This is a genomic window from Paenibacillus sp. FSL R7-0273 (assembly GCF_000758625.1).
In the GTDB taxonomy this organism is placed as follows: Bacteria; Bacillota; Bacilli; order Paenibacillales; family Paenibacillaceae; genus Paenibacillus_AQ.
Map to the genome: position 1 here is coordinate 4,340,434 of NZ_CP009283.1, position 17,211 is coordinate 4,357,644.

Sequence of the window (17,211 nt, forward strand, 5' to 3'; positions counted from 1 at the left end):
TAGCTGCTATTTTGTGCTTACAACGCCGATACCTCACGTCCGCTGCATTCCAGCTGGCTTTCGGACGGCTCTGGTGGCCCAAATGGCTTAACTGCACTCTGTACAACTAAAACGCCTGTTTTCCGTCCAATTATCCGTTTAGCTGTATTCCATACAACTAAAACGCCTGTAAATAGCTGTTTCGAGCAAATTGGCGTTTTATAGTTGCACAAAATACACTTATCTCGCGTCTGCAGCCCATTTTACTGTTTTTAATTGTACGAAATACAGTTATCTTGATCAGCATACAATAAAAAGTTACTCCAAAGAGTATTGGCTGACAGCGCGTAACGGGTTTGACATTTAACTGGGCAGTAACCGGGAAGAAAATCTGCGTGTATGAAAACTCCGCTATGCTCTTCCTCCCGGGATGCTGCTAATGAACTTTATTCGTCTAGCTCCCGTTAACATTCACACCATGCCTGAACTAGTTTCGTCCGCTTCCGCCGGCGCGGCTTCCTGCCGCTCTGTCAGCTCCAGTAGTTCGCGCTCCGCCGCTATGCTCTCTACCAGCTCCTGCAGCCCGCGCTCCGCCGCTCTGCTCTCTACCAGCTCCAGCAGCCCGCGCTCCGCCAGTCTGCTCTCTGCCAGCTCCAGCAGCCCGCGCTCCGCCAGTCTGCTCTCTGCCAGCTCCTACAGCCCGCGCTCCGCCAGCACTGCGGCTGCCGCTTGCGTTAGGCTCGGCATGCTGTCTGCCGCCTGCACCGTTGCCCTTGGAGCCACCCTGTCCGCTGCGCGGGCGGCTGCCCTGCGTGAACCATTCTTCCTTCGGCTTGCGTGCCGGGTTGGTTTTTGCCTTTGGTTTTGCAGGTGCAGCAGCCTTTCCAGAGCCGGCCGCCTTACTCGCCTTGGCAACCTCTGCCGCCAGCGCCGGATTCACCTTAATCATCGGATACGGATGATTTTTCACTTCAGGGATCGTTTTGCCGATCAGCTTCTGGATATCCTTCAGGTACGGCAGCTCCTCCGCTTCGCACAGGGAAATAGCGATACCGCTCATGCCTGCACGGCCGGTCCGGCCAATCCGGTGTACATACGTCTCCGGAATATTCGGCAGGTTGAAGTTGATCACATGCGACAGCTCGTCAATGTCAATTCCCCGGGCAGCGATATCGGTAGCCACCAGCACACGGGTTACCCCGCTTTTGAAATTGCGCAGCGCATTTTGCCGTTCATTCTGCGACTTGTTGCCGTGTATCGCCTGGGCGGTAATATTAACCTTGGCCAAATCACGTGCTACCCGGTCTGCTCCGCGTTTTGTACGGGTAAAGACAAGTGCAGACACAATGGATTTATCCTCCAGCAGCCGGTTCAGCAGCTTTTGCTTAAAGCCGTTTTCCAGCAGATAGACGGACTGCTCAATCCGGTCTACTGTCGAAGAAACGGGAGTGATTTCGATTTTCACCGGATTGACAAGCAGGGTTTTGATCAGCTGTGAAATCTCCTGCGGCATTGTCGCAGAGAAGAACAGGGTCTGCTTCTTCGCCGGCATTTTGGCGATGATCCGCTTCACATCATGGATGAAGCCCATATCAAGCATCCGGTCCGCTTCATCCAGCACCAGCATCTGCACATGCTGCAGATCGGCATGCTTTTGAGAGATTAGATCAATCAGACGGCCTGGAGTAGCAATCAGGATATCCGCACCCAGTGCCAAAGCACGTTCCTGGGATCTCTGGGAGACACCGCCGACAACAGCCGTAGAGCGGATGCCGGTATACTTGCTGTAGACCTGAATATTCTCATAGATTTGCAGCGCCAGCTCACGGGTAGGGGTCAGAATCAGTGAACGGATTGGGCGTTTGCCGTTCCGGTTAACCGTCTGCTTGGCAAGCAGCTGAATAATAGGCAGAGAAAAAGCTGCCGTCTTCCCCGTTCCGGTCTGCGCACAGCCCAGCACATCTCTTCCGGTCAATGCTGCGGGAATAGCTTCCTTTTGAATCGGTGTAGGTGATGTATAGTTAGCAAGGTCAAGCGCCTTCAAAATTGCCGGGCTCAGACCCAAGTCATTAAAAGTCATAATTGTCTCCTTATATCAAACACATATTGTCAAATTACCCGGACTTGCGGGATTACGCTTATCCTTACGTTTCCACAGGGCGCAGAGCTAAGTCATAACGCATAATGATACCACATATCCGCATATAAAATAACCCCGCAATCTCAGCTTTTCGATAAAGCTGATTCAGATCCTGCGGAACATGCCGCTGCACCCCTGATGACAATAAAAAGAGCGGAGGAATATTCCCCCGCCCTTCCATGCTATAAAGATAAAACTAGTCTACGATTTCTGCGGTATCGCCGTTGTTGGCACCTGCAGCATTCGCTTCGTCGGTGTCGATGTGCATGTCAAGCTTAAAGCTGTCAGATACACGTGCAAGCACGTTCTCCAGCACCAGGCCGCGTTCGCCGCCAAGGCGTACCTTGAGCATTTGCTTGTCAGCAATGCCCCAAGCCTCTGCTTCGGAAGTGTGGAAGTGAATGTGACGGGCTGCAATGATAACACCAGTCTCCAGTACCACTTCACCGGCTGGTCCTTTAAGCGTAATGCCTGGTGTTCCCTCGATATTTCCGGATTCACGGACAGGTGCTTTCACGCCGAGGCTGAAAGAGTCCGTACGGGAAATTTCAAGCTGGGATGCCGGACGCGCAGGTCCGAGAATTCTTACTTTGTCGAACTTGCCTTTGCTGCCGATTACGGCTACTTGCTCGTTTGCTGCGAATTGTCCTGGTTGGGAGAGCGGTTTGAACTCAGTCAATTGGTAGCCTGGGCCAAACAATGCTTCCACGTGCTCCTGCGTAAGGTGAATATGCCGGGCCGACACACCTACGGGTACAGTCTTGCTCATTTGTAAGTCACTCCTTGTATTTTCTCTAGTATCTGTACAAGCCACTAAACATTATACATCTTCTTACCCGAAAATAAAAAGGTCCCACTCACATTCAGCCTTTCTTTTTCGACATTTCTTCGACAATTTGCCGCTTCTTCTCCGTTTCAGTCACGTTTTCTCCATTTTATATTTTTCCAGAATTCTCTTATTAAGGCATTGGACGGGAAGGCAAGTAAGCACTCAAAAAGCTCATCGCATTGCCATGCAGCCAGCCCCTCACCTGATCTTCAGGATAATGCTTCAGCAGCAACTCTGCGAACGCCGTATATTTTCCGGGATGCTCAAGCCCCTCAACCCAGGCATCTATACCGTCAAAATCCGAGCCGAACATCAGCTGCCCTGATCCGCCAAGCGCGCAGATATGCTCGATATGCTTCAGCACATCCTCTGCTTTGGCCCCTCCTCCTGTGCGGACAAACCACGGGACAAAGGTCAGCCCGATCCGTCCATCCATGGCAATCAACGCTTTAATCTGCTCATCACTTAAATTCCGGGGATGCCCGCATACAGCAGCTGCATTGGAGTGGGATGCAATAAAGGGGCGGGTACTGCGCTCAGTCAGCTCCCAGAAACCGGCCGGGGCCAAATGTGACACATCCAGCAGCATTCCGCCGGTATTACACCATTCGATAAGCGCCCTGCCCTTTTCCGTAAATCCGCCATTTCTTGACTCCAGCACCCCGTCAGCCGCCCAGTTCGCAACATTCCAGGTAATCCCCAGAAAGCGCACACCCAGCTCAAACAGCAGCTCTGCATAAAATAAATTCCCTTCCAGACCCTCCGCACCTTCGAGCGAGAGCATTCCCAAGGGAGGTTCAGCAGCAGCGGGTAATACCGCTTCTTCCTTCCAGCGCAGCCACCGCAGCCCCCCATCACCGCCGATGATCCGCTTCCGGAACAGCTCCAGCTGTCCAAGCACACTGTCAAATCCCGGTTTCCCCCTGGCCTCAGACAAATAAATGGCAAACACCTGCAGCCCCACATTCCCTGCCGCCAGCCGCTCTGCCGTAACATCCATCCGGCTATCGTTCTTAAAATTAATATCCGGTGCCGCCTGCAGCTTGCTCAAAGCATCACAGTGAAAATCCGCAACCTTAAGCCCGTTTGCTGTCTTCATCTCGTCCCCGCCTTTCTTCCAAATAACTTAGTTAGCCTGTTTGCAGGATCACTAGTACTTCAAAAGCCAGCTGCCGCCAGCAGCCTTATATAACAGCTTATGCCCCCAATATGCCGCTTTTCCCTGCACAGCAAAAAACCTGTTTACATAAGTAAACAGGTTCATCAGTATTAGTCCAAATATTATCTGGGTTCAACAATCAGTTTAATCGCCGTCCGGTCCTCCCCGTCAATTACGATATCCGTAAAGGCTGGAATGCAGATCAGATCAACACCGCTTGGCGCGACAAATCCCCGGGCGATGGCAACTGCTTTGACTGCCTGGTTCAGTGCTCCTGCTCCAATAGCTTGGAGCTCGGCCGATCCACGTTCACGAAGAACACCTGCTAATGCACCGGCAACGGAATTCGGATTGGATTTAGCTGATACTTTTAATACATCCATAGTAAGTACCTCCCCTGGGAAAATGATGGTGTTCTTCCACTACTGTAGATGTTATTCGCGGGAGAAGAAATAATTCCTTCTTTTTGCGGACTACGCTGGAGAAATTGGTACAAAAGATACTCTTTTTCGATATAAAAAAGATCACACTTTATCCAAAAACGATGATTTTTCCCGAATGCACCCCTTACATGTATCCGGGCCTAGCTCATAACCCATTCATCTTCACGCAAACGAATCTTCTCCAGACGTGTCGCTTTACCTGTGGCCTCGTCAATCTCCGCGAATAACCCGTTCAACTGCCATTTACCTTCGTCTACCACAAACCTCGACGGGAGCTGGGTAGTGAATTTATAAAGGACTGCATCCTTTTCCATACCCAGAATTCCTTCCCTTGAACCAACCATACCCGCATCGGTCAGATAAGCCGTTCCGCCGGGCAGAATGACATCATCGTTGCTCTGCACATGCGTATGGGTGCCGACTACAATAGACGCCATGCCGTCCATAAAATAACCCATGGCAATCTTCTCTGAGGTCGCTTCGGCATGAAAATCAACGAGAATGCACTTGTGGTTGCGGCGCAGCTCCTCCACGATCTCTTCCCCGATCCGGAACGGATCATCAATCGCCGGTAAAAAGGTACGGCCCTGCAGATTCACAATAGCCAGCTGTTTGCCGTTACCTTTAACAACCGTATACCCTCTGCCCGGCGTTCCCGGCGGAAAGTTGGCCGGACGGATCATCCGCGGCTCGTCGTCGATAAATTCAAAAATATCCTTATTGTCCCAAGTATGATTACCCAATGTAATGCCATGTACACCCCAATTAAAAAATTCATTGGCAATTGCTGAGGTAATTCCTCTGCCAGCGGCCGCATTTTCACCGTTTACGATAATAATATGGGGCTGGTACTTGCTCTTGAGCGTCGGCAGCATTTCACGCAGTGCCTTTCTGCCGGTATTGCCTACAATATCACCTATAAATAAAACTTTAATGTTCTTCTCCTCCTAGTTAGAAAAGAAAAAAGGCCCCGCAGGGGGGCCAATTTCCTTGCTTATTTTGCGTATTCTACAGCCCGTGTCTCGCGGATAACGGTAACCTTGATATGACCCGGATAATCCAGCTCACTCTCGATCATCTTCGTAATGTCGCGTGCCAGACGGAAGCTTTCCGCATCATCAATCTTCTCAGGCTGCACCATTACACGAACCTCACGGCCCGCTTGGATGGCATAAGACTTCTCAACGCCCTCGAAGCTTTCGGAGATCTCTTCCAGCTTCTCCAGACGTTTGATGTAAGTCTCCAGTGTCTCACGGCGTGCGCCCGGACGTGCTGCCGACAAAGCGTCAGCTGCTCCAACCAGCATCGCAATAACCGATGTAGCTTCGCAGTCTCCGTGATGGGATGCGATACTGTTGATGACCACCGGATGCTCTTTGTATTTCTTTGCAAGCTCAACGCCAATTTCAACGTGCGAGCCTTCCACTTCATGATCCAGCGCTTTGCCGATATCATGGAGCAGCCCGGCACGTTTTGCCAGCACGATGTCTTCCCCAAGCTCACCGGCCATAAGTCCAGTCAAATAAGCAACCTCCATGGAGTGCTTAAGTACATTCTGACCATAGCTCGTACGGAATTTCAGACGGCCCAGGATCTTGATCAGATCAGGGTGCAGACCGTGAACGCCAACCTCAAAGGTAGCTTGTTCACCGTACTCGCGAATCCGTTCATCCACTTCCTTACGGGATTTATCAACCATTTCTTCAATCCGTGCCGGATGGATACGTCCATCAGCAACCAGCTTCTCAAGTGCCGTACGGGCCACTTCGCGGCGGATCGGATCAAAGCCCGACAGAATAACGGCTTCCGGCGTATCATCGATAATGAGATCAATACCTGTAAGAGTTTCCAGTGCACGGATATTACGGCCTTCACGGCCGATAATCCGGCCCTTCATCTCTTCATTCGGCAAGGTTACAACAGATACCGTTGTTTCGGCAACATGATCAGCTGCACAGCGCTGGATAGCCAGTGTAATGATTTCGCGGGCCTTCTTGTCCGCTTCCTCTTTGGCCTGCTGTTCAATTTCCTTAATCATTTGCGCGGTTTCATGGCGAACTTCCTGCTCTACATTGCTCAAAATGATACTTCTGGCATCATCGATGCTCAGGTTGGAGATACGCTCCAGCTCGGTAACCTGTTTCTTGTAAATAACATCAATTTGCTGCTGCGTTTCGTCAATTCGTTTCTCTTTGTTAGCTACTTGTTCTTCTTTTCGTTCAAGCGATTCCATTTTTTTATCCAGCGATTCTTCCTTTTGCAGCAAACGTCTCTCTTGCCGTTGGATTTCATTCCGGCGTTCACGAGTTTCTTTCTCAGCTTCAGTACGGATTCTGTGTACTTCATCCTTAGCTTCGAGTACCGTTTCCTTCTTCAGCGCCTCAGCGTCCTTCTTCGCGTTCTCCACGATGACGACCGCTTCCTTCTCTGCGCTTTGAATCTTAGCTTCTGCAAGGGATTTACGAATAAAATAACCGAATCCAAAGAATAATGCAGCTACAACGAGAACGATTATGACCCAGATTGCTGTTGTTGGCATCTGTTCACCTCCTCGTTGGTTCCTCCAAGGAACAAGCCTTGGGAATTGTGCAGTTGTTAAACTATCCGTTCATCACCATACAAAAAACCGGTAATACACCGATTGCCATACTGCACATGCTGCACATGCACACTGCCCGCCTTATCCGGCGATTACATTTCATATGAGTTGTACGCGAACCGGTTTCCTAAGATTCAGCTTTTTGGGAAGGAAAAAGGATTCTTAGTTTATGCCGATTCATGTTATATTTTATTATTTATAAAAAGACATTGTCAAGAGAGTCGATAACGGCATTAAAGTCAAGAGAATGTCAAGATGATTACTCATAATCGTAAAACTCTTCATCCCCGCCCTCAGCATGTTCTTCCTCACGCAGAGTATTCAGCACCTGACGGACCATTTCGCCGGAAAAACCGCGCCGCATCAGGAACGCCCCTGTCTTCCGGCGCTTGTCATTAACGTCCCCGCGGATCATATTCCACTTCTTGCGCCCGGTCTGCAAAGCGCTCTCCATTTCTTCTTCGGGTGAAATATGCTCCAGCGCCTCGGAGATGAGCGATTTATCAATCCCCTTCTCCCGCAGCTCCTGGCGGATCCACAGCTTGCCCTTTCGCTGATTATTAATGCGCTGCTCTGCCCATTGCTTAGCGTAGAGCGGATCATCGATTAAGCGCTCCTGCTGCAGACGCTCCAGCACCTCGGCAATAATAGTCTCTCCTATTTCCTTCTCCCTTAAACGGCGGGCCATCTCCTGTGCTGTCCGCGGCTTATGCCCCAGATACTTCAGCCCTTCTATATAGCCCCGCTGGCGCTCGTCGGCAACCACAATCTCCTCCAGGTCGGCCTTCATGAACGAACTGCCCGAGATCATACGGTATTTAATCATGACATCCTCATGAACAGTCATGTTATAAGCACCAAAATGTATAATATAGCGGTGATCCGCTTTCTTCTGCCGCTCTACCTTCGTAATTTCGAGCAGCTCACCATCCGGAAATCCGGCCAGTACCTGCACATCCTGCTCTTCCGGTTCAGGATTAAGTTGAATAACCATTGTATTTCGCCACCTTTGTTCTATCTGTAGCGGGGCCTCTCGTTGATGCTGACTCCATTACTTTGCGGGGACCCCGAAGACTTATACTCTTCATTACTAAAAAAGCGCCCTGCTGCAGTCATACACAGGGCGCTCTACTATTTAATATAAAGTATTATTCAATTTCAAGCAGCAGATTATCTTCTTCCTCTTTCTCTGCAGCAGCCTCAGCTTCCGTCGGGGCAGCAACGATCGTTGTCAGGTTGCTTGCTTCACGGATCTTATTCTCGATTACCAGAGCAATCTCCGGATGCTCCTTAAGGAATTGCTTGGAATTCTCACGTCCTTGGCCAAGACGCTCGCCTTCGTAGGAATACCACGCTCCGCTCTTGTTGACGATATCCATTTCCGTTCCGATATCGACAAGGCTACCTTCCTTGGAGATACCTTCACCGTACATAATATCAACATCCGCCTGTTTGAACGGAGGAGCTACCTTGTTCTTCACAACCTTGATCTTGGTACGGTTACCGACAACATCATTTCCCATTTTGATGCTCTCTACACGGCGTACATCAAGGCGCACCGAGGAGTAGAACTTCAATGCGCGTCCGCCCGGAGTTGTTTCGGGATTACCGAACATAACACCGATCTTCTCACGCAGCTGGTTAATGAAGATAGCAATCGTGTTGGATTTGTTGATCGCTCCCGATAGCTTACGCAGAGCCTGGGACATCAGACGGGCTTGCAGACCTACGTGGGAATCTCCCATGTCACCTTCTATTTCAGCCTTAGGCACCAGAGCTGCTACAGAGTCAACAACGATAATGTCTACTGCACCGCTGCGCACAAGCGCTTCAGCGATTTCCAGCGCCTGCTCACCTGTGTCCGGCTGGGACAGCAGAAGCTCATCAATGTTGACGCCAAGCGCATTGGCATATTTAGGGTCGAGCGCATGCTCTGCATCGATGAAGGCAGCTTGTCCACCAACCCTTTGTACTTCAGCAATAGCATGCAGGGCAACCGTTGTTTTACCAGAGGATTCCGGTCCATATACTTCAATGATACGTCCTTTTGGAAGTCCGCCAATACCGAGGGCAATATCAAGTGCCAAGGATCCGCTTGGTACAACTTCCACTTTCATGTGATTGGATTCACCCAATTTCATGATCGAACCTTTACCAAATTGTTTTTCTATTTGACGAAGCGCCATATCCAGCGCAGCACGACGATCTGACAATCAGACCACTTCCTTCACTTGTTTATAGTAATATAATACCGTGTTTTAGAGGTCTTGCCAAGCTTTTTTTCGAACATACATTCGTTTTTTTTTGACTGCAGGCGCAATACTCCCTTTTATTGTAAGCCCCCTCTCCTGATTATGTACTGTACATAGTCATTAACCATCCGGAGAAGCAGACTCACATCCGGGAGAGCCGCCGGCCAGGAAAGCCGCAGTTACAAATACAAAAAACCGCAGCAAAAGGTTCACTATGCCACGGTTCTTCCGTATTAACAATTATATACTGCCCGGACGGGCTATTGCAAGGCTGACCCTTCGAGCGGCGTGTCCACCTTACGTTCCTCCAGCCTGCGCCAGAGGCGGTACAGCAGCGCCTTGACAGAGCGCAGCCGGATGTTCTCCCGCGTGCCCTTGAGATTAAGCTCATAGACTTCTGTCTTGCGACCGCGCTCGGCGAGGCCGACAAATACCAGTCCGACCGGCTTGCGCTCAGAGTATCCAGGTCCGGCTACCCCGGTAACCGATAGTCCGAAGTCGGTATCGCCCAGCATTCTGACCTGCTCAGCCAGCACCTCTGCAACCTCATGGCTGACCGCCCCGACGGCATCAGGCCCGTCCAGATAAGAGGCAGGCACATTCAGCAGCTTCTTCTTGATTTCATTGGAATAGCAGACAATGCCGCCTTTGAACATTGAGGCGCTGCCCGGAATGTTCGTAATGCTCTCCATTAATAATCCGCCGGTGCAGCTTTCAGCGGCACTGAGTGTAAGTCCGGCATCCGCCATCCAGTCCACCAGCAGCTGCTCGAGCGGCACATCAATATTGGCATACATATTTTCTGGGAGAATCGCTTTAATTTCCTCCTCCAGCAAGTCAAGCTTCTGCATAGCTTCACGTTCGGAAGGGGCTTTGGTGGAGATGCGGACCGTTACCTCGCCTTCTTTGGCATACGGGGCAATGGTCGGATCAGTCTGATTGCGGATCAGATCAATCAGCTTGTCCTCCAGCATCGACTCTCCTATACCCGCAAACTTAAGCATCTTGGAGTAAATCGGCATTTCGGTCGTAAGCGCGTGCTGCAGCAGCCAGGGCTTGGCCTTGTCTGTAAACATCGGCTTCATCTCCCGCGGCGGCCCGGGAAGAACAATGTAATATTTGCTCTCATGGGCAAATGCCAGGCCTACCGCCAGCCCGGTTTCATTCGGAAGCGGCGTTGTCCCGTCAATAATCACCGCCTGCTTGCGGTTATTCTCGGTCATAACTATTTTACGCTCATCAAAAAAGCGCTGTACATGGTCCATGGCAAGCTGGTCGATATGAAGCGAACGGCCGAGCGCTGCTGCCAGCGCATCCTTGGTAAGATCATCCTCAGTCGGTCCGATTCCGCCGGTGAACAGAATAATATCCGCCCGTCCCTGGGCAATTTGGATAGCCTCCTGAATCCGGCTCATATTGTCCCCGACTACAGTCTGAAAGTACACATCAACCCCTATTGCAGCCAGCTCTACCGATAAAAACTGTCCGTTACTGTTTACGATCTGTCCGAGCAAAAGCTCTGTGCCGACAGCAATAATCTCTGCTTTCATAGCTGGTGTCTCCTCCTGAGGCTAGTATGGATAAGTAATTACGGATTACGGCTAAGCATTATGCAGCTCCAGCAGCTCCTTGTTTTTTACAAAATAATCAATCCCGGAGTAAATCGTAATCACCGCTGCCGCCCAGATTGCAATATCATCCAGCGGAATGCTGACAAACTGGAAAGGGAAATTGTTAAGCAGCAGCAGTGAGATGGCAACGATTTGCGTTACTGTCTTTATCTTGCCCCATTTGCTCGCGGCCACCACTTTTCCTTCAAGCAGCGCAACCTGACGCAGCCCGGTTACTGCAAACTCGCGGCTGATGATAACGATGGCGATCCAGGAATCGCATCTGCCCAGCTCAACAAGGGAGATCAGTACTGCAGATACAAGCAGCTTGTCTGCCAGCGGATCAAGCAGCTTACCGAGATTGGTAACCATGTTATACTTCCGGGCGATGTAGCCGTCTATACCGTCAGTACTGGCGGCAAGCAGGAAGATTACAGCTGCGATCAGATGATTCACAGAAAGCTGGAAGGAGCCCCAATGAATCGGCTCCGGATAGAACTTAAAGTCTACCAGCAGAAAAAACATCATAATCGGGATAAGACAAATACGTGCAAGTGTAATACGGTTGGGCAAATTCACTGAAGTTCCTCCCCTGATCCATCCTGATTCCAAAAATATGTAGGTAAAACACCCCGCTGCGGCAGTTCGCGGACACTGCGGGGTGCATCAGCTTACTTTAAATTGTTAAACTGCAGATCGAGCGGCAAATCAGCTTTGCGCAGGATCGTGATGATCTGCTGTAGATCATCACGGCTCTTGCCGGTTACACGGATGGTATCGCCCTGAATCTGGCTTTTGACCTTCAGCTTGGAATCACGGATAAGAATATTGATCTTTTTCGCATTTTCCTGATCGATGCCCTGCTTAAGGCCCAGGCGCTGCCGGACTGTACCAAGCGCTGCCGGCTCAATTTTACCGAAATCCAAATTTTTGAGTGTAATTCCGCGTTTGACCATCTTGGACTGTAAAATATCAATAACAGCATTCAGCTTGTATTCGTCCTCGGAAGCAATAATAAGTGCATCCTTCTCCAGCTTCAGACTGCTCTTGCTGTTCTTGAAATCAAAGCGGTTATCAATTTCCTTCTCTGTCTGGTTAACCGCATTCGTTAACTCCTGCATATCCATCTTGGATACAATGTCAAATGAACTTTCCGAACTCATTCTGCCACGTCCTTTGCTTACAATTATTCTTTTCTATTATATGAGAAAGGGCACATGAAGTCTAATTATGGAAGAAAGCCTCCGGGCATGCAAAATACCCCCACAAAGTGGGGACTTTTCATCAATACTGGCTCCGGTACCCTGAGGCTCCCGGAACTTGAAACGGTTGTGCCGCCCTGTTAGGACGGCACCCGTTTCTGTGCAGGATAAGACACTCACTTCCCGTCTCCCGGAAATCATGCGGTTCCGCGAGACGTCTGCCTTGGCTTTATCTGCTGCGTGCGGGAGCCCGGAACATGTCCAGAATCCCCAGCACAATATGCGCCAGTCCAAAACCCAGAATTCCATAGCCCCAGGCACCCGGTGTCAAATAATACCCGAGGAGGCTGACAATTATGCCGAGCCCGGTAACAATCCAGCTGACAGTCATGAGATACACCTCACTTTGGCGTAAGAACTGTAAATCATTCTTAGGTTATCCAAATTGCCAAAGTCTATGCAGGCCATCTTCTACTCGCCGGAATTGCTCTCAGTACCTTCAGTTCCTTCTGTACCTGCGGTGCCGCCCGATGCACTGGTATCCAGCTCAAGCAGCAGGCGTGAGGATGTTTTGCCGTCCGTGATTTCCTGGCCGTTCACCGTAATTGTAGTTGCCGGAGAGTAACCGGATTTAATGTACATGCCTGCGGCACCCAGCGTAAAGCTCAGCGAGTCACCAGACGACGTATTACCGAAGCTGAGCTTCTCACCCTGTGAATTCTCGCCGTTATAAACCTCAAGCCAGCTTGTGCCTGTAGCGGCAATCTTAACCTCAACGGCAGCGCCGGAAGGTGCAGACACTTTGAAAACCGTCGTTTTGCCTGATTTGCGGTCCTCAGTCACCGTAACCGGAGCAGTGGTCGGAGAAGGAGCCGGTGTCGCTGTAGGCGCAACAGTAGGAGAGGCTGTTGCCGTAGCGGTGCTGTCCCCTCCCGCTCCCGGTGCGCTGCTGACAATTCCTCCGCCGACCGCAGTCGGGGAAGGCTGGATCTTGGACGGATCCTGCTGCTCATTTGTCACATTTGATGAATCAACCGTTTCGGGATCGGAATTCCCCATATTGGAGGATGCGTACCAGTAAATGACCGCAATGATCAGCACCGGGAAGGTCCACATCAGCACTGTCGGCAGCCATTTGGCATTCCGCTCTGTCTCCGACCTGCGGCTGCGCTTCTGGATCACCGTTTCCATTGTGGTATCGACAGGCGCCGCCGGAACATTGCCGTGCTCTTCCATCAGCTCGTCCGGGTTTACCCCGACTGCTTCCGCATAGGTTTTAATAAAGGCCCGGACATAAAAGCTTCCGGGGAGTACCTTGTAATCCCCCGCCTCGATGGCTTCCAAATATTTTTTACGAATTTTCGTTACTTCCTGGACATCGTCAAGACTCATCCCTTTTTGCAGACGCGCCTCTTTCAAATGCCGGCCCAGTTCCGACATACCATCACCTCCTAAAAGTTTTGTAAGCATTACTTCCACGATTTAGCTTCGTACAAAACTCGCTTCGGAAGCATACGCCTAGTTTTGTAAGCATTGCTTCCACGATTCAGCTTCGTACAAAACCCGCTCCGGAAGCATGTGCTTATTTATAGATCATCACTGTAGCTCGTCGTAAACGACTCGTACAATATTTCTTCTGCAGGGTTATTGCGCAGCTCAATAATGATATCAAAGTCATCAAAGCTGTATTCGGATTCCCGCACAAAAATATCCGGATGCTCAATCACCTTGGTGCTTGGCATACTCATTACCTGCTGCAGCAGATTGTAATGCTTCTCGTTGGAACGAATCGTGCTTACAATGCCGTCAATAATAAAGACATTGTTCAGGCTCATCTCATCTTCAGCAAGCTGGCTCCGCACCGTTTGCCGCAGCAGCGTGGAAGAAACAAAGGTCCAGCGCTTTTGGGCGCACACGCTCCCTGCAATAATTGACTCCGTTTTGCCTACCCGCGGCATACCCCTAAGTCCTATAACCTGATTCCCTTCCCTCTTAAACAGCTCGCCCAAAAAGTCAACAAGCAGCCCCAGCTCATCCCTTGTAAAGCGGAAGGTCTTGCGGTCGTCGGAATCCCGGTCTATATATCGTCCATGACGGACGGCGAGCTTATCCACCAGGCGCGGTGAACGCAATGCCGTAACCGTAATATTGTCAACTTTTTTTAGCATTTCGCCCATCAGCATAATTTTTTCATCATCGCTGGTTTCCAGCAGCATGCCGCGGGTTTTGCCCTCCACGCCGTTAATCGTCAGGATATTCACTTCGAGCATACCCAGCATGGAGGCGATATCGCCAAGCAGACCGGGCCTGTTCTTATGTATCTTATACTCCATATACCACTGTTTATATTCCACTGATTCGCACCTCATAGATTCCTTTTCCCTGCAGAACTGCCATAACCTCAAAAAAACCGGCTTCGGCACAGCTTCTGAAACACGGGTCATGTTAATGATATATAAAATAAAAATGAAAGGCAAGGACACTGTTGTAATAATTGCAGAAAAGCTCCCGCGAGGGGAGCTTATCCGCATGCCTATGCGTTTTTCTTCGCCAGCTTGACCATGAGGGCAGCAATGGTGTGCTTCTCATCGTCTGTACCGACATCCCACAGCTCTTTGATCGCCCGGTTGGAGTAGTTGCCCGGATCGACTTTTTTGTCGAGGAATTCCCCGATTTCAAAAGCCAGCTTGGTGATGGTTTCTTCACTCATCCCCATTTTTTCCGCCTGGATGACCCGTTCACCTAAAAAGCTCTTCCAAGTATCAAAGTTCTTCACTACGGATTCTGTTGACATCTTAAATCCTCCTTCATGTTTACGGTCCGCAGCCTTGTTAGGGCAACAGCCGCCTTACGTGATGATTTAAAAGCAACAGTAATAATATGTCTCGTACGCTGACCTTTTATGCTGGAGCATTTCTCCAAGCCGGCGGCTTAAAAACACAGCACAGCTACGTAATCCAGCCGCCGTTCGGACTGATTACCTGTCCGGTAATATAGCCCGACTCAGGCAGGGCCAGAAAATACACAAGCGAAGCCACCTCTTCGGGCGAGGCCAGCCGGCCGGCCGGAATTTCTTCCTCCAGCAGCCGCAGCTCCTCCTCCTGCAGGTTGTTCAGCATCGCCGTGTTGACAGCTCCGGGTGCAACGGCATTAACCGTAACCCCTGAAGGGGCCAGCTCCTTGGCCAGCGCTTTTGTGAAGGCATTTACACCGCCTTTACTGGCTGAATAGGCGACTTCACAGGAGGCGCCGGAGATTCCCCAGACTGAGGATACGTTAATGATGCGGCCGTAGCGCTGGGAAACCATATAGGGCATAAAAATCTGGCTGCACAAAAAAGTGCCCTTGAGATTGACGGACATCACATCGTCCCATTCTTCTTCCGTCACATCTGCCAGCATACCGTAATGCGCCTTTCCGGCATTATTAACCAGGATATCCGGAAGCATGCCGCTGCTCTCCAGCCGTTCCGCCATGCGCAGCAGCTGGCCGCGGTCCTTCATATCCGCAGCCACTGTAAGCACCTTGGCCCCGAGCGCCAGGCAGCGGCGGGCTACATCATTGGCTGCTTCATGCGAATGCATATAATGAATGACAATGTTCATCCCGACGGAGGCAAAGCGTTCAGCGATTGCGCCGCCGATCCCCCCGCTGCCTCCCGTAATGAGCACAGTCATCTCTTTAATGGGTTTGCTGCTCTCTCCCGTTAACGCCATTAAGGGCTCACCACAAGCGATACGCTAAGCTGCTCCCAGTCCACATGGGCACGGAGCCGGGCATTGACATCTTCCAGTGTAATCGACTCGTAGACGGGCAGCACCTCAAACAGATCGGCGCCGCGGAACTGGTAGCGCGTGAATTCATGGGCAATGCTCTCAGGCGAATTCAGCATGCGCAGATAGCCGCCGATTTTCTTTTTGCGGGCACGCTCAAAGTCCTTTTCCGCAAAGCCGGAAGCCAGCACGGCATTGATCTCTTCCTTAATCCGCTTCAGCAGCAGATCCGGGTCCTTAGTATCTCCGCCAATCGCTGAGAACGCATATTGCGGAGAGCTGTTGAATTCATGGCCGAAGCTGTCAGAGATCAGCTCTTCGTCATACAGCTTCTGGTATAACGCCGTACTGCTTCCAAGCAGCAGGTCAAGCATAAGCTTGGTGGTCAGGTCACGGCGCACTGCCGCTTCTCCGGTCAGCCCTTCCGGCTTCTCTTTGAACCCGAACAGGCATTTCGGCATCGAGACAGCCAGCCGGCTCTCTTTATGCTTCTGCGCAACCTGAGCAGGCTCTTCCTCGAAGATCCGGGTGATTTCCCCTTGCTTGTCGTAGGATTTGGCAGCCTGGTTATTGCGGACGAGCTCAAATACCTTCTCCGGCTCTACGCCGCCGACAACGAACAGCAGCATATTGCTCGGATGATAAAAGGAATTGTAGCAGGTGTAAAGCGTTTCTTTGGTAATCGTGGCGATGGACTCGACCGTACCGGCGATGTCAATATGCACTGGATGCTTGGAGTACATTGCTTCAATCAGACCGAAATAGACACGCCAGTCCGGATTGTCGGCATACATATTGATCTCCTGACCGATGATTCCCTTTTCCTTCTCGACATTCTCATCGGTGAAATACGGACGCTGTACGAAGTCAACCAGTGTGCTGAGGTTGGTTTCGATATTTTCAGTCGCCGAAAAGAGATACACGGTCTGGTCAAAGCTGGTAAATGCATTGGCCGATGCGCCGTTGGAAGCAAAGGTGGCGAAGATATCGCCTTCCGGCTCTTCGAACATTTTGTGCTCAAGAAAATGGGCAATCCCGTCCGGAACGGTAGTCTCTTCACCGCCGGCAACTTTAAAGTGGTTGTCCACAGAGCCGTATCTGGTGGCAAAGGTAGCATAGGTTTTTTTGAAGGCCGGCTTGGGCAGCACATAAACCTTCAGCCCGTTGTCCAAAACCTCATAATATAGTGTCTCCTGCAGCTTATCGTAATGGATTTGTTCCATCT

17 protein-coding genes are annotated in these 17,211 nt (G+C 50.7%); all 17 read right to left on the minus strand.

What is annotated here, in order from left to right; genetic code table 11:
* Nucleotides 1–466: 466 nt before the first annotated feature.
* Nucleotides 467–2,059, minus strand: coding sequence for a DEAD/DEAH box helicase (locus R70723_RS18445; protein ID WP_039874124.1), 1,593 nt, complete (start codon nt 2,057–2,059; stop codon nt 467–469).
* Nucleotides 2,060–2,315: 256 nt separating this feature from the next.
* Nucleotides 2,316–2,888, minus strand: coding sequence for a phosphate propanoyltransferase (pduL, locus tag R70723_RS18450; RefSeq protein WP_039874125.1), 573 nt, complete (start codon nt 2,886–2,888; stop codon nt 2,316–2,318).
* Between the two features lie 190 nt (nt 2,889–3,078).
* Complete coding sequence (locus tag R70723_RS18455) at nt 3,079–4,047, minus strand: dipeptidase (protein ID WP_039874128.1); 969 nt, start codon at nt 4,045–4,047, stop codon at nt 3,079–3,081.
* Nucleotides 4,048–4,229: 182 nt separating this feature from the next.
* Entirely contained in the window at nt 4,230–4,490 is a 261-nt protein-coding gene (locus tag R70723_RS18460) for a stage V sporulation protein S (protein WP_019910496.1), read from the minus strand.
* 200 nt (nt 4,491–4,690) lie between these two features.
* On the minus strand, nt 4,691–5,485 hold the full coding sequence (locus R70723_RS18465) for a TIGR00282 family metallophosphoesterase (RefSeq protein ID WP_039874132.1): 795 nt from the start codon (nt 5,483–5,485) through the stop codon (nt 4,691–4,693).
* 59 nt (nt 5,486–5,544) lie between these two features.
* Nucleotides 5,545–7,089: a ribonuclease Y gene (gene rny, locus R70723_RS18470; RefSeq protein WP_039874135.1), complete on the minus strand. Its 1,545-nt coding sequence runs from the start codon at nt 7,087–7,089 to the stop codon at nt 5,545–5,547.
* Between the two features lie 319 nt (nt 7,090–7,408).
* The gene (locus R70723_RS18475) at nt 7,409–8,143 is read right to left on the minus strand and encodes a regulatory protein RecX (RefSeq protein WP_039874137.1); all 735 of its coding nucleotides are present in this window, start codon (nt 8,141–8,143) and stop codon (nt 7,409–7,411) included.
* A 154-nt stretch (nt 8,144–8,297) separates the two neighbouring features.
* Nucleotides 8,298–9,362: a recombinase RecA gene (recA, locus tag R70723_RS18480; RefSeq protein WP_039874141.1), complete on the minus strand. Its 1,065-nt coding sequence runs from the start codon at nt 9,360–9,362 to the stop codon at nt 8,298–8,300.
* 299 nt (nt 9,363–9,661) lie between these two features.
* Nucleotides 9,662–10,951: a competence/damage-inducible protein A gene (locus R70723_RS18485; RefSeq protein WP_039874143.1), complete on the minus strand. Its 1,290-nt coding sequence runs from the start codon at nt 10,949–10,951 to the stop codon at nt 9,662–9,664.
* A gap of 51 nt (nt 10,952–11,002) precedes the next feature.
* Nucleotides 11,003–11,590, minus strand: a complete 588-nt coding sequence (gene pgsA, locus R70723_RS18490; protein ID WP_039874145.1) for a CDP-diacylglycerol--glycerol-3-phosphate 3-phosphatidyltransferase — start codon at nt 11,588–11,590, stop codon at nt 11,003–11,005.
* A gap of 92 nt (nt 11,591–11,682) precedes the next feature.
* Nucleotides 11,683–12,174: a YajQ family cyclic di-GMP-binding protein gene (locus R70723_RS18495; RefSeq protein WP_039874146.1), complete on the minus strand. Its 492-nt coding sequence runs from the start codon at nt 12,172–12,174 to the stop codon at nt 11,683–11,685.
* Between the two features lie 268 nt (nt 12,175–12,442).
* Nucleotides 12,443–12,604, minus strand: coding sequence for a hypothetical protein (locus tag R70723_RS33790; protein ID WP_167336664.1), 162 nt, complete (start codon nt 12,602–12,604; stop codon nt 12,443–12,445).
* 80 nt (nt 12,605–12,684) lie between these two features.
* Nucleotides 12,685–13,653 (minus strand): helix-turn-helix domain-containing protein, encoded by a 969-nt coding sequence (locus tag R70723_RS18500; protein ID WP_039874149.1) that lies wholly within the window; start codon nt 13,651–13,653, stop codon nt 12,685–12,687.
* 146 nt (nt 13,654–13,799) lie between these two features.
* Entirely contained in the window at nt 13,800–14,582 is a 783-nt protein-coding gene (locus R70723_RS18505) for a DUF3388 domain-containing protein (protein WP_063837792.1), read from the minus strand.
* A 164-nt stretch (nt 14,583–14,746) separates the two neighbouring features.
* Entirely contained in the window at nt 14,747–15,007 is a 261-nt protein-coding gene (locus tag R70723_RS18510; protein ID WP_039874151.1) for a DUF3243 domain-containing protein, read from the minus strand.
* 154 nt (nt 15,008–15,161) lie between these two features.
* Nucleotides 15,162–15,929, minus strand: a complete 768-nt coding sequence (gene ymfI, locus R70723_RS18515; RefSeq protein ID WP_039874153.1) for an elongation factor P 5-aminopentanone reductase — start codon at nt 15,927–15,929, stop codon at nt 15,162–15,164.
* Nucleotides 15,929–17,209 (minus strand): EF-P 5-aminopentanol modification-associated protein YfmH, encoded by a 1,281-nt coding sequence (yfmH, locus tag R70723_RS18520; protein ID WP_039874155.1) that lies wholly within the window; start codon nt 17,207–17,209, stop codon nt 15,929–15,931. Before yfmH ends, ymfI begins: the two co-directional genes overlap by 1 nt.
* Nucleotides 17,210–17,211 lie beyond the last annotated feature (2 nt).

Bases quoted from the DNA above. Each gene is read 5' to 3' on its own strand.
- R70723_RS18475 (WP_039874137.1), bottom strand. From the start codon at position 8,143: ATGGTTATTCAACTTAATCCTGAACCGGAAGAGCAGGATGTGCAGGTA.
- yfmH (WP_039874155.1), bottom strand. From the start codon at position 17,209: ATGGAACAAATCCATTACGATAAGCTGCAGGAGACACTATATTATGAG.
- R70723_RS18455 (WP_039874128.1), bottom strand. From the start codon at position 4,047: ATGAAGACAGCAAACGGGCTTAAGGTTGCGGATTTTCACTGTGATGCT.
- R70723_RS18495 (WP_039874146.1), bottom strand. From the start codon at position 12,174: ATGAGTTCGGAAAGTTCATTTGACATTGTATCCAAGATGGATATGCAG.
- R70723_RS18510 (WP_039874151.1), bottom strand. From the start codon at position 15,007: ATGTCAACAGAATCCGTAGTGAAGAACTTTGATACTTGGAAGAGCTTT.
- R70723_RS18485 (WP_039874143.1), bottom strand. From the start codon at position 10,951: ATGAAAGCAGAGATTATTGCTGTCGGCACAGAGCTTTTGCTCGGACAG.
- R70723_RS33790 (WP_167336664.1), bottom strand. From the start codon at position 12,604: ATGACTGTCAGCTGGATTGTTACCGGGCTCGGCATAATTGTCAGCCTC.
- R70723_RS18460 (WP_019910496.1), bottom strand. From the start codon at position 4,490: ATGGATGTATTAAAAGTATCAGCTAAATCCAATCCGAATTCCGTTGCC.
- R70723_RS18505 (WP_063837792.1), bottom strand. From the start codon at position 14,582: ATGAGGTGCGAATCAGTGGAATATAAACAGTGGTATATGGAGTATAAG.
- ymfI (WP_039874153.1), bottom strand. From the start codon at position 15,929: ATGGCGTTAACGGGAGAGAGCAGCAAACCCATTAAAGAGATGACTGTG.
- pduL (WP_039874125.1), bottom strand. From the start codon at position 2,888: ATGAGCAAGACTGTACCCGTAGGTGTGTCGGCCCGGCATATTCACCTT.
- rny (WP_039874135.1), bottom strand. From the start codon at position 7,089: ATGCCAACAACAGCAATCTGGGTCATAATCGTTCTCGTTGTAGCTGCA.
- R70723_RS18500 (WP_039874149.1), bottom strand. From the start codon at position 13,653: ATGTCGGAACTGGGCCGGCATTTGAAAGAGGCGCGTCTGCAAAAAGGG.
- R70723_RS18445 (WP_039874124.1), bottom strand. From the start codon at position 2,059: ATGACTTTTAATGACTTGGGTCTGAGCCCGGCAATTTTGAAGGCGCTT.